General features: G+C 44.9%; 11 protein-coding genes and 1 riboswitch. Of the genes, 5 read left to right on the plus strand and 6 right to left on the minus strand.

The window, feature by feature from the left end:
• The first annotated feature begins 161 nt into the window (after positions 1-161).
• The 3 genes from AC13DA_RS14705 to AC13DA_RS14715 are packed head-to-tail and all read left to right on the plus strand — an operon-like array spanning position 162 to position 1,993.
• Positions 162-560 (plus strand): PA2779 family protein, encoded by a 399-nt coding sequence (locus AC13DA_RS14705; protein ID WP_284452229.1) that lies wholly within the window; start codon positions 162-164, stop codon positions 558-560.
• Positions 544-1,560, plus strand: coding sequence for a PA2778 family cysteine peptidase (locus tag AC13DA_RS14710; RefSeq protein ID WP_284452228.1), 1,017 nt, complete (start codon positions 544-546; stop codon positions 1,558-1,560). The genes AC13DA_RS14705 and AC13DA_RS14710 overlap by 17 nt, the downstream gene beginning before the upstream one ends.
• A gap of 10 nt (positions 1,561-1,570) precedes the next feature.
• Positions 1,571-1,993 (plus strand): lysozyme inhibitor LprI family protein, encoded by a 423-nt coding sequence (locus AC13DA_RS14715; protein WP_284452227.1) that lies wholly within the window; start codon positions 1,571-1,573, stop codon positions 1,991-1,993.
• A gap of 2 nt (positions 1,994-1,995) precedes the next feature.
• Here AC13DA_RS14715 and AC13DA_RS14720 read toward each other — a convergent pair whose 3' ends face one another.
• Genes AC13DA_RS14720 through AC13DA_RS14730 form a run of 3 tightly spaced genes read right to left on the minus strand, consistent with a single transcriptional unit; the run spans position 1,996 to position 7,072 of the window.
• A complete protein-coding gene (locus AC13DA_RS14720) occupies positions 1,996-2,310 on the minus strand; it encodes a DUF2149 domain-containing protein (protein ID WP_284452226.1) in 315 nt (104 codons plus the stop codon).
• The gene (locus AC13DA_RS14725; protein WP_273178393.1) at positions 2,303-2,749 is read right to left on the minus strand and encodes a MotA/TolQ/ExbB proton channel family protein; all 447 of its coding nucleotides are present in this window, start codon (positions 2,747-2,749) and stop codon (positions 2,303-2,305) included. Before AC13DA_RS14725 ends, AC13DA_RS14720 begins: the two co-directional genes overlap by 8 nt.
• A 3-nt stretch (positions 2,750-2,752) precedes the next feature.
• On the minus strand, positions 2,753-7,072 hold the full coding sequence (locus AC13DA_RS14730) for a cobaltochelatase subunit CobN (RefSeq protein WP_284452225.1): 4,320 nt from the start codon (positions 7,070-7,072) through the stop codon (positions 2,753-2,755).
• A gap of 129 nt (positions 7,073-7,201) precedes the next feature.
• Positions 7,202-7,391, minus strand: a riboswitch (cobalamin riboswitch).
• Positions 7,392-7,574: 183 nt separating this feature from the next.
• Here AC13DA_RS14730 and mscL point away from each other — a divergent pair.
• Entirely contained in the window at positions 7,575-8,030 is a 456-nt protein-coding gene (gene mscL / locus AC13DA_RS14735; protein ID WP_273178395.1) for a large conductance mechanosensitive channel protein MscL, read from the plus strand.
• A gap of 59 nt (positions 8,031-8,089) precedes the next feature.
• Here the strand turns inward: mscL and groL are convergent, their stop codons facing one another.
• The 3 genes from groL to AC13DA_RS14750 form a co-directional block, all read right to left on the minus strand.
• Positions 8,090-9,727 carry a chaperonin GroEL gene (gene groL, locus AC13DA_RS14740; RefSeq protein ID WP_284452224.1) on the minus strand — a complete coding sequence of 546 codons (1,638 nt, stop codon included), beginning with the start codon at positions 9,725-9,727 and terminating at the stop codon, positions 8,090-8,092.
• Positions 9,728-9,773: 46 nt separating this feature from the next.
• Positions 9,774-10,064, minus strand: coding sequence for a co-chaperone GroES (gene groES, locus AC13DA_RS14745; RefSeq protein ID WP_007143920.1), 291 nt, complete (start codon positions 10,062-10,064; stop codon positions 9,774-9,776).
• 115 nt (positions 10,065-10,179) lie between these two features.
• Positions 10,180-10,653 (minus strand): FxsA family protein, encoded by a 474-nt coding sequence (locus tag AC13DA_RS14750; RefSeq protein ID WP_273178396.1) that lies wholly within the window; start codon positions 10,651-10,653, stop codon positions 10,180-10,182.
• A gap of 218 nt (positions 10,654-10,871) precedes the next feature.
• On the opposite strand from AC13DA_RS14750, the gene AC13DA_RS14755 reads away from it, so the two are divergent.
• The gene (locus tag AC13DA_RS14755; protein WP_273178397.1) at positions 10,872-12,257 is read left to right on the plus strand and encodes an OprO/OprP family phosphate-selective porin; all 1,386 of its coding nucleotides are present in this window, start codon (positions 10,872-10,874) and stop codon (positions 12,255-12,257) included.
• The last annotated feature ends 12 nt before the right edge of the window (positions 12,258-12,269 follow it).

The following is a 12,269-nucleotide window of genomic DNA, read 5'->3' on the forward strand; positions in this document are numbered from 1 at the left end:
CCTATGGTTACGTAAAGCCAAATGTCCTTCGAAAAAAATGGGGATGGGCACTTGAATAGGCTTATTGCCTTGCACACAATCTTATTTGTGTTATTTTGAATCGGGTTCTTGATTGCCTCGGGTAGTCATTAACACCATAAAATTAATGAGGAGTAAGACATATGGATTTTTTTAGACGTTTGAACAAAGTCATTCCGGTTTTATCAATCATGGCTTTTTTGAGTATCTACATGGCACCTGTTCATGCAGCAATGATCGATAATCAACAACTTATTACTCAATCTCAAAGTGACATCACAAAACAAGAAGTGTTAAAACAACTTGACCGCCAGGAAGTCAAACAACAATTATTATCTATGGGCGTTGATCTGAATGATGCGAAAGCACGTATCAATCAAATGAGCGATCAGGAACTGGCACAATTAGCAAAAAACTTTGATGAAATGCCTGCTGGTAGTGGCATTATTGGAGCCATTCTCGTTGTATTTATCGTTTTAGTGATTACTGATATGCTAGGTGCAACCGACGTATTTGGATTTGTACATGATATTAATCACTAAACAATCATTTTTTAGTGAATTCAAAAACGCCAGACTTTCTGGCGTTTTTTTTATTCTGCTTTTCTTATCTGCTTGTGCCAGTGCACCACAAACCAAAGATTTACTGAATTCACCACCTGCTAACATTCCACTACAACACGAACTCACAGAAACAGCCTTTTTTCCTCAGGAAGAATACCAATGTGGGCCTGCAGCACTGGCGACCATATTAACGTCCGAAGGTATTGATGTAGTTCCTCAGGATTTAACGGCCAAAGTCTATCTACCTGAGAAAAAAGGCAGCTTACAGGTGGAAATGATAGCAACGGCACGTAGCTATCAGCTGATGCCATATAAACTCAATTCTGATATCAAAGCCATCATTGAAGAAGTTAACTCGGGCAGACCTGTATTGGTTTTTCAAAACCTGGGCCTAAACTGGTATCCCGTGTGGCATTACGCCGTGGTTATTGGTTATGAATTAGACAATCAATTACTTATCTTGCGTTCAGGCACCGAAAAAAGACATCAGGTAAGTTTTCAAACCTTCGAACGTACCTGGCAAAGAGGCAACTACTGGGCCTATGTTTTCGTAAAACCCACTGAAGTCCCTGTCACCGCCAATCTTCTTAGTTATACCCGTGCAGCCGATGCTCTAATGCAAGTAGGGCAAGATAAGAATGCCTTGTTGGCACATAAAACCGCCACACAGCAATGGCCAGAGCAGACCTTATCTCATATGGCTCTGGGTAATGCCGAGTTCAAAGCTGGACATTACAAGGAAGCTGAATTAGCTTTTGAGAATGCCATAAGAGTTGCCCCGGAAAACGCTCAGGCATGGAATAATCTGAGCTATGCATTAATGAAAAATAATTGCCGGTTTGCGGCGACTCGTGCCATCGTCTGCGCCACCAGAATAGCTCCTGACGATGACAATTTAAAAGACAGTCTGCAAGAAATTATCGGACAACGATCAGTGCCTGGCGGTCAGTGTGAGATTCCAACGTGCCCTGAGTTTTAAAGGATCAATCATGTTAAGTCGTCTGTTCGTGTTGCTAACTTTATTCATTAGTTTCCCTGTTTTTGCTCATACAGAAACTGACTGCGCATCAGCCTTTACCACACTGGAAATTAATGCGTGTCTTAATGAAGAACTTCAGCAAAAACAGGACATCATGAAACATTATCTGGCAGCAGCAAAACAACGTTATCACGATGAAACTCAAGTCATAGAAGCGATTGAAACAGGGCAAGCCGCCTGGGAGGCTTATAAAAAAGCTTATTGTGACAGCATTTACATCATTTGGATGGACGGCACTATTCGTGTTGCCATGTCGCTTGGCTGTCAGATAAAACTGACTGAGATAAGAACACATGAAATCTGGTCGAGCTATCTCACTTATATGGACAGTACTCCAGCTATCATGCCTGAACCAGCATTAACGTATGAGTAAACTCATTGCCCAATCATAATGAGCTTGCCGGTTTTCGGATCGCGATAAACTTGGCCAACAGACTCATATCCATCAGCCCCACCCTGCATTCCCTCCGGCATCTGCGGTAACTCTTTCATCGACTGTAATTCTGTCAAAGCATGATCTGCCTGACTGTTCTCTGACTGGAAATGGTCTTGTAACTGACTGCTCATTGAAATCAATGCCGCGATCAAGCCGCAGGCAAACACCAACATTAAGTCTAGTAGATTGGCCATAGGGCCTAATGGCTCATCATCATTGCCATCAAAACGACTGTTGCGCCAACGTCTAGCCATGAGCCTGTTCCATTGAAGTCAACACCTCGTCATACCAACGTCGTCTCAATCGCCCTAAAACAAAACCGATAATGCCGACAAACAAACCCAACACCGTAGTATCGAATGCCACACTCATCGCGGTGGTTAAAATACTTAATTCGCCATTACCCAAGGCTGATAAGCCGGGGCCAAGAGGAATAAGCGTTCCCATCAATCCCAGCATCGGAGCAATTCTCGCTAAAAAGTCGCTACGTTCGATACGTTTAAACGCTAAGGTTTCAAACGCGTCAGTTTGACCAGACTGTTGCCACTTTTTTAAACCAGAAAAACGCTCGGCCAGTGCAATACCAATATCTATAACGCTTAAGGCAGCAAACAACATCAGCGCCCAAATGACCGGTTCCAGTAAAAACCCCACTAAGTGATGCATCACACCTATCGACTGTGAACTCAACATAACTTACTCCTTAGCCTTTGAAGCAGGTGCACGCGCCCCTTTTGCGATACCGACCAGTACCAATAACATCACCAGACCTAATATCAAATACAGCCAGAAACGTTGTTGCTGGTTTTGTTCTTGCTGTTGTTCCTCAGATGAATTTGTTTGTTGTTGCTCAGCCTGAGTCGCTGTTTGCTCAGTGACCTCAGCAATATGGCTTGGCGCATTAGGCAAATCCGCTTCTGGCATTTTTGCGGCGTTTAACATCTCAGCTAATTGCTGTTGGTGCTCCGCGTCTAAATAATCATTCAACCAGACATACATCGGATGTGTCGGCGCGGTATGACCACTTCCCGGCAGGCCATTTGCTGCAATCAGATCGGTAAACTGCTGTGCCAGATCGTGTAAGGTTGACTCATCTGCCTGCCAGAAGCCTTTATATGCCGCGACCAGCATAATCGCCAGCATATTGCTTTTCACATGCACATTGTGGTCTTGTTCAAGGAACTCATCTAAGCCGAGATCCAGACCATCATCGACATACACACGTTTGACTTCATCCCATACCCAGCTTTTCACAATACCGGGATTGGTCACCTGCCAGCCCCATAGATACTCTAAAAACTCACTGCCCATGGTACGCGCGCCAGCATAACCTTCATTCATCAGAGGTTTAAGCCACTGAGGATTCAAGTAGCGGCCTCGTAATTCGCTCAACAACACACTTTGTAAGGGCTCGACCCGTAAATCACTACTATCACTATGTGCCAGAATATAATTATTCGGCGCCTGACCACGGCTGGTTTCAATGGCTAAACTCAGTCCCCCCAGATAATCAAAGGCATCATTGTTATCCATGACGCCATACAAATTGCTGCCTCGCCCCAAATAGGTTTGGCCGACATGTTTTAACCGCTGTTGAAACAGGGCCTGCTGTGCCTCGCCGTCCAGCTCTGCGCCATAAGCATGGCCCATGCGATGAATATACGTTTCCGCGACTTGTTCACGATTTTCCCAAGCGCCTGAACGCTCCACCAAACGATTCACTCCCGCGCCATACGCGCCGGGAGGTGCGCCAAAAATACGGTAACTCGCTGTCAACCCGGCTTCTTGTTCAGATATCCCCGCTCGTAATGCCGCACTGGCATCTGCCACCCAACGAGCGGCTACTTGATTCTGCTCCAAAGATTCGAAACCCGGCTTTTCTTTTACCTGCAAACGTTCCAGGGCAGCATCTAAAGATAATGTTAAAGCAGGATAATCATGGCGAATCAGTCCCGAAGAGGCATCCAAAGCCATTAAGACTGCCTGCTCCAACCACACTAACTGCGAACCATACAAATCACGAAATAAACCCGATGTGGTCAGTAACATATCCCGACGAATACGCGGCGGGTTTGAAGTAGAGTCTGTAGAGCTCAGATCTAAACGCTCTAATCCGCTAAAAATCCCACGGCTATTCCAGGTCGGTTTTACACCTAACATATCGTAGGCAAAGGCGATCATCGCGCCTTCATCACGCACCACATCCGAGGCCCATAACACTAAAGCATCACTGTCCTGTTTAGCATTAGCTGGCGACTCAGCACGGGCTTTTTCAGCTAAAGCAATGCCCACTTTGTAGCCTAACCGAGATGGAATCAAACTATCATCCAGGGCATAGAAATTACGCCCCGTAGGTAAAGCCGATGGTGTGCGAATCGGATCATTCCCTTTACCGGGCTCGACAAAATGGCCGTCCAGCGCAGCCAGTAAAGCCGACATTTCTGCCGCCGGAGATTCCCGTAACAGTGGTTCCCAGTTTTCCGTGGTTTGTTTGCCATTATTCATCGACGTCAGCATGGTTTGAATGGCTTTTTCAGACCACTCACGACCAAAAACATGCAAACCTAACGGCATGAAATCTTCTTGTAGTGTGGTCAGGTAATGGCCGATTTCATGCACCAGTAAATCATCATCCACCTGCTCAAATGAGCTTAAACCACGCACTTCCAGTTCAGCTGACATATTAGCTGTCAGCTCATCTTCCAAATTCAACTCGGTAACCAAACGTTTCATTTCATCAATTGCACGGTCACGCATTGCACCGGCATTCACAGGCGCCGACTCATAACTTTCAACCACCTGACGAAGCGCCAATAATTGGTCATATAGCTCCGTACTTGCCAAAGGTGGGGTAAGGTGATCAATCATCACGGCTAAACCACGACGTTTCGCCTGAATGCCCTCGCCAACCCCGTCCACAATGTATGGATAAATACTGGGTAAATCAGCCAGAATCGCTTGTGGATAATCATTTTCCGCCATACCCACACGATGTCGCGGTAGAAACTCGTAAGTGGAATGTCGGCCTAAATGCACTAAAGCATCGGCATGAAACTCATTTCTTAGCCATTGGTAAAAGGCCATATACTGATGTGGCGGTGGAAATGATAAGTTCGCATGTAATAACTCTTCATTCAGCTCCCAGCCTCTTGGCGGTTGAGGCCCAACAAAAATATTGCCAAATTGAATACCGGGAATCAGGATTTTATGATCAAACACCATCACATTACCCGGTGCTTCTCCCCAGCCTCGTACACCTTCAATCCACTGCTGACTAATCGCCGTAATTAATTGCTCAGCCTGCTGCCAATCCATCTCGTCTGAAGGTTGCTGATAAAGGATCTGGAGTTGAGTGAGTAATTGCAAAACACGATCCCGACCAGCATGATCTGCCCCATCCACCACATGGCGGATATCTTCCATCACTCTGGCTAATAAGTGTTTTGCAATACTGGGATCTTTTAACGCTTTCGCTTGTTTTAAATTGGCGTGCAATAAACCCAGCGGTCCATTGATCATTTCCTGCTGTAGTGACTCCGGTAAGGTATGAAACCAGGACAGATAAGTTTGGTTGTCAACAGTATTCACGACGGATGACATGGCGGCCAGTGCTTCATGATCTTCTGGCAGGTTCACACCACGCTGTTGTAATAAGTCTAATAACTCCGCTGATGTTTTTGGCAGTTCACCCGTGTTGTAGCCACTATTGTTGAGTGAATGCAAAATATCGAATAAAGACTCCACCACATTTAAATTATCCGCCCCGATATTGTGACGCCCCGGCGGATGGTTGTAATAAATGATGGCGACTTTTTTATCCTGATTCGCTTTATTCTGCAGTTGTTGCCAGCGTTTTAGACGCTGTGACAATAAGCTCACTTGTGAAGCAACTGGCTCAGAAAAAGCGAGTCTGGCACCGGTGAGCTTATCGACCTCAGCAGGTGTCATCGTCGCGACGACCATCGGTTGAGAAAGTCCCTGCAACTCAGGCATAGCGACCCGGTAATGCACTGAATCCCAGCTAATCCCAGCTTCAGACAGTTCCCAGTCGGCACGAGTACTGTCACTTAAACGCATCGCTTTGATAACTGGCACATCCAGTTCTTTTAACTCATCAGTGACCGCTTGCCTATGTTCAGAGCCACCTATTACAAAGTCTTGTAATGATACTATCGAGCTGATCTGTGATTTATGTTCTGTCAGTAGCTTAATCGCAGATAAACTGGCATCCCCCCAGGCAGTAAGCACTGACACACACCCGGTCTTTTCATCAGCTATGTTTTCACAAACTGCATCCAGCAAAGCCTTTTCTCCGGGTCGTTCCCCGGTTTCATAATCGAGCAATACCACCCATGAAGGTTTTGCTGAAAACTCAAACTGCTCTGGTAAGGTGATTTTACCTTGATGATAAAGCCTGAGCTGTGCAGCTAATTGCGGACGCTGAATCGTATCTTCATGTCGAACGATATGATGCAGATGATTAATTAAACCCTGCATATTTTCACTGTTTCTTCCTAACCAGAAGAAGCGCGTGATCAGCCAGGCTTGCTGTTCAGGATGTTGCTGTAATAGCGATGCCATCCATTGTTCAGTTGATAAGCTGGGATCAGGATGTTGCATCAACTTATCAGGCGGCCCGGCTAATAATGCTTTGCCATCAAGACTTGAGGCCATCACCAGACGTTGATCACTATGCAAAGCAATAAGATTATTTAACAAACCTTTTTTGCTATATTCCACCAGTTGATTGGCGGTTTCGCCAAACACACCGCCAGCAAACACTAAATCTGACTGCTGCAATAACTGTGATTGCTTTTGTGTGGATAAATCTTGCCACTGCTCTGTTGTACGTATTTGTACAGAGACGGGCTGTTGCGATGTGTCTTTTAAAAATTCATGTGCACCTGATACCACTTCCGGTACATTCCTTGGCGTCACAATCAGTAAGAGTTGCTCAGCGAATGCTGATGCAGAGAAAAGAAACAGGACTAAACAGAGAACAATTCGGTTATACACAGCGCTTTCCATCAATATATAAAAACACTGAGCTATCAAACCATGCCGGAAACCCACACACCGCTTAACAACTCAAAGATGATTCGCCATTAAACGGTTTCCCGCTCCAACTGCACACCCCGGCCATCGGATAACAACGTTTTTATGGCAGATATCCTGGCTCACGCTTCAACGTTTCCGACTCACCTTCCCGAAATCGACTAATTTCAGTGGTTTTACATCATCGTTGTCGGAAACTTCACGTATACAGTTGCGGGGACAGCTTCGGTTAAGAATTCCCTTTTAACTCTGGTAAGAGACCATAAAGACCTGAATTATACGTACATCACTTAATAACAACCACGGTTTGGTGACGCAGACAAAATCGCACACAATATTCATGCGCCAACTAAAGCTAGACAGTCAAAATAGCGATGGCTAATATCGCACAGAGACGCCATGTTTAATCGAGTGGCTCTGCTCCCTAATTTTCAGCGAAAAAATAACAAGAGGAATAAAAAGGATGTTGAAAGAATTCAAAGAATTTGCAATGCGTGGCAATGTGCTAGATATGGCTGTGGGTATTATTATCGGTGGTGCGTTTGGCACGATTGTCAAAAGTCTGGTTGCTGACGTTATCATGCCACCTATCGGCCTGTTACTCGGAGGTGTCGACTTTTCAGACTTATTCGTTACCTTGAAAGAAGGAACTGTAGCGGGACCATATGCCACCCTCGCTAATGCTCAAGAAGCCGGCGCCGTGGTGATCAGTTATGGTGTCTTTATTAATGCGGTGATTAGCTTTCTGATCGTGGCTTTTGCTGTGTTCTTATTAATCCGCTCAGTCAATAAACTACAACGTGAAAAAGAAGCGGAACCAGCCCCTAAAGAAGCCACCAATAAAGAATGTCCGAAATGTTTTTCAACCATTCTAATCAAAGCAACCCGTTGCCCACATTGCACATCTGAAATTGCCTAAACAAAAAAGCCCCGACCAACTGGCCGGGGCTTTTTTTAGCTTTAAAGGCTGAGGGATGATTACATCATGCCGCCCATGCCACCCATTCCGCCCATATCAGGCATTGAAGGTGCATCATCTTTCGGCAGTTCAGCAATCATCGCTTCTGTTGTCAGCATCAGACCAGCAACAGAACCTGCATTTTGCAGTGCAGTACGAGTCACTTTGGTTGGGTCAAGAATACCCATATCGATCATATCGCCGTATTCGCCTGTAGCCGCGTTGTAACCGAAGTTACCTTTGCCTGCAGCGACTTCGTTCAGGATAACAGAGGCTTCAGCACCCGCATTTGTAGCGATTTGGCGTAAAGGTTCTTCCATTGCACGACGAGCAATTTTGATACCCATGTCTTGATCATGATTGTCACCACGCAGTTCACCCAGAGAACCTTCTGCACGAACCAGAGCAACACCACCACCTGCAACAACGCCTTCTTCAACTGCGGCGCGAGTTGCATGCAACGCATCTTCAACGCGTGCTTTTTTCTCTTTCATTTCCATTTCGGTAGCCGCACCGACACGGATAACCGCAACACCGCCAGCTAATTTAGCCACACGTTCTTGCAGTTTTTCTTTGTCGTAGTCAGAAGAAGATTCAGCGATTTGTGTACGAATTTGTTCAACACGTGCTTGGATTTCATCTGCACGGCCAGCACCATCAACGATAGTTGTGTTTTCTTTGCTGACAGTGATTTTCTTCGCTTGACCTAAGTGATCTAAAGTCACTTTTTCCAGGCTCAGACCGACTTCTTCAGAAATCACAGTACCACCAGTCAGAACAGCAATATCTTCTAACATCGCTTTACGACGGTCACCAAAGCCAGGGGCTTTAACCGCACAGACTTTCACGATACCGCGCATATTGTTCACAACCAGTGTTGCTAGTGCTTCACCTTCCACGTCTTCAGAGACGATCAGCAATGGACGGCTTGATTTAGCCACTTGCTCCAGAGCTGGCAGCAAATCACGGATGTTTGAGATTTTTTTGTCGAATAACAGCACGTACGGATCTTCCAGTTCTGCTGTCATAGTTTGTTGGTCGTTAACAAAGTATGGAGACTGATAACCACGATCAAACTGCATACCTTCAACGACGTCTAATTCGTTTTCAAAGCCGCTACCGTCTTCAACGGTGATAACACCTTCTTTACCCACTTTCTGCATCGCTTCAGCAATAATTTTACCAATTGAAGCATCAGAGTTAGCTGAAATAGTACCGACTTGAGCGATCGCTTTATCATCATCACATGGTGATGACATGGTACGCAGTTGTTCAACCGCAGATTGAACTGCTTTGTCGATACCACGTTTCAGATCCATGGGGTTCATACCAGCAGTAACGGCTTTCATACCTTCACGCAGAATAGCTTGTGCTAGAACTGTCGCTGTAGTTGTACCGTCACCAGCAGCATCAGAAGTGTGCGAAGCCACTTCTTTTACCATTTGGGCACCCATGTTTTCGTATTTGTTTTCCAGTTCGATTTCTTTCGCGACTGAAACACCGTCTTTCGTGACGGTAGGTGCGCCGAAGCTTTTATCTAAAACAACGTTGCGACCTTTTGGTCCCAGTGTGACTTTTACTGCGTTAGCCAGTGTATTCACACCTTTAACCATTAACTGACGTGCGTCTGCACCAAATTTGACTTCTTTAGCAGCCATTGTAGTTATTCCTCTTATTCTTTAATAAAGCAAATGAATCCAGGGATTAGCCTTCGATAACAGCAACAATGTCATCTTCACGCATGACTAACAGTTCTTCACCGTCAACCTTAACTTCAGTACCGGCATATTTGCCAAACAGTACTTTGTCACCCACTTTTACCGCCAAAGGGCGAACTTCGCCTGAATCTGTAACCTTGCCATCACCTGCAGCAAGAATTTCACCGCGAGATGGTTTTTCTGCGGCGTTATCAGGGATAACGATACCGCCAGCGCTCATTGTTTCTTCTTCCATGCGACGAACAATCACACGATCATGAAGGGGACGAAGATTCATCTGTATTTCCTCCGAAAAAATGTCTATTAATGACTAACTTAAATTGTAGGGAACTCATAGAATGGGGTTACAAAACCCGCTTTCAAGGGGGCTAAGCAAAAAAATTTAAAAATTTTTATCGAAGATGATGTTTATCATCGTCATCGACCACTTCCCCATCAATCACATCACCTTCACGATAATCTGATCGATAGCGTTGTTGTGAAAAAGCATCACCACGCTTTTGTGTGTAAAAAATACGACTATTCTTGGCTAATTGTTTAATCACACTCTGCCTGACGGCTGGCACTAGTAGCAAAAAACCAAAGGTATCGGTGACAAACCCGGGGGTTAGTAACATCGCCCCAGCGATAACCAAGCACACCCCTTCCAACATCTCTGTGGCAGGAATTTGGCCGCTGGCCATGGAGCTTTGTGCTCGTTGTAATGTTTGAAAACCTTGTAAACGAAGTAAAAACGCACCTAGAACAGCGGTGGCCACCACCATAAATATAGTCGGTAATGCACCAATCACATCGCCAACCTGTATCAACACATAGATTTCAACGATGGGGATAATTAAAAAAATCAGTAATAAAATTCGAAACATAGGACGTCCAAAGGCATAGTCATATAGATGGATATTGGTGCGGTTTTCCTTATTTCAAGGCCTGATCGCCATTGTCGCTTAAATACAACAAAAGTCAGCTTTTGTATCAATGTCACAAAACTGTAACGTTTTCTTCATCATGCTGAAACATAACAAGCCTAAGGTGTGCGGGACTTCGGCTCTTACCGAATTGATAAACCAACCTAGAGGATAGTCCCTTGAAATTGAAAACAACATCTTTATTAATTGCCGGTACCTTGTTTGGTGCAGCAATGTTGCCTGCTCAGGCAAACAACGAAGCGATGGCTGACCTGTTAAAAGTCCTTCGTGACAAAGGCACCATCAGTGCAGAAGACTACAACATGCTGAAAAACGCTGCAGCAGCTGATCAAGAAAAAACTGAAGCTGCTCAAGCTGAAGTGAAAAAACAAGTCGCTGAAGCAACTGCAGATATGCCAAAAATTACCACTGATGGCAAGTTAGTTGTTGCAGACAGAGAAGGTAACTGGGAATTCCAACCTATCGGTCGTGTGATGTGGGATGCCATCTCTGTAGACAATGATGGTTTATACGACGGTACTGCAGGTGTAGGTGATAACGAAGGTCGAGGAACTGAATTACGTCGTGCACGTTTGGGTTTCCAAGGTTCGATTTATGACTGGAGCTACAAATTTGAAGCTGACTTTGCTGGCGGTGATGCATCAATTAAAGATGCTTATGTTGGTTACGGCAACAAACTAAACGACAGCACCAAATGGGGTGTAAAACTTGGTCAATCTCACATAGCTTTTGGTTATAACACTAAAGCTAGCTCTAAATACATGAGCTTTATTGATCGCCCATTCTATGCTGATTCAGCTTTATCACCTGCTCGTGAGAGTGGTGTTGCATTCCAGTTGAATGACAAAGATTATCGTTGGTTATTAGCATCATCTTTAACAAGCGGTGAAATCGACGGTGGTGAAACTGATGTAGATGATGCAGATACATGGGCAGTTCGCGGTTCATTCGTACCATTTATGCAAGACAGCAAACACATGTTACAAGTTGGTTTGGGTTATTTGAACCGTGGTAACGGTGATGGTTCATTCCGCTACCGTCAACGTGCTGTTAGCCACATTACTTCAGAGCGTCCAATTGACACTTCTGTAGCAGATTATGATGGCTCAAAAGCATTCACAGCTGATGTTTTAGGTATCTACGGTCCATTCCACGCTTTAGCTGAATACGTAGACTACACAGCTGAAAGTAACTCAAACTCAGATCAAGAATTCACTGGCTATTCAGTTGAAGCTGGTTACTTCCTGACGGGTGAATCTTACAAGTGGAAAAAAGGTTATAACTCTGGCGTTTCACCTAAATCTCCATATGGTGCGTGGCAGTTAGTTGCTCGCTTTGAAAACATTGAAACCGAAGGTTTAGTCGGCGGAAGTGTACAAACTGAAGACGAAGCAGATAAATTTACATTGGGTGTGAACTACATTCCACGTAAAAATATTCGTTTAATGCTGAACTACGACAAAGTTACCGATCTGACTGTCGATGGCGCAAGTTCAGATGCAGAACCATCTGCACTTAAATTCCGTGCGCAAGCATTCTGGTAGGTCTTAACACTG

The sequence above is a fragment of the Methylophaga sp. F-2 genome (assembly GCF_056859315.1).

Excerpts from the sequence above, each read along its gene's own strand:
- groES (WP_007143920.1), bottom strand. The coding sequence starts at position 10,064 with ATGAATCTTCGTCCCCTTCATGATCGTGTGATTGTTCGTCGCATGGAA.
- AC13DA_RS14750 (WP_273178396.1), bottom strand. The coding sequence starts at position 10,653 with ATGTTTCGAATTTTATTACTGATTTTTTTAATTATCCCCATCGTTGAA.
- groL (WP_284452224.1), bottom strand. The coding sequence starts at position 9,727 with ATGGCTGCTAAAGAAGTCAAATTTGGTGCAGACGCACGTCAGTTAATG.
- AC13DA_RS14715 (WP_284452227.1), top strand. The coding sequence starts at position 1,571 with ATGTTAAGTCGTCTGTTCGTGTTGCTAACTTTATTCATTAGTTTCCCT.
- AC13DA_RS14725 (WP_273178393.1), bottom strand. The coding sequence starts at position 2,749 with ATGTTGAGTTCACAGTCGATAGGTGTGATGCATCACTTAGTGGGGTTT.
- AC13DA_RS14710 (WP_284452228.1), top strand. The coding sequence starts at position 544 with ATGATATTAATCACTAAACAATCATTTTTTAGTGAATTCAAAAACGCC.
- mscL (WP_273178395.1), top strand. The coding sequence starts at position 7,575 with ATGTTGAAAGAATTCAAAGAATTTGCAATGCGTGGCAATGTGCTAGAT.
- AC13DA_RS14705 (WP_284452229.1), top strand. The coding sequence starts at position 162 with ATGGATTTTTTTAGACGTTTGAACAAAGTCATTCCGGTTTTATCAATC.
- AC13DA_RS14720 (WP_284452226.1), bottom strand. The coding sequence starts at position 2,310 with ATGGCTAGACGTTGGCGCAACAGTCGTTTTGATGGCAATGATGATGAG.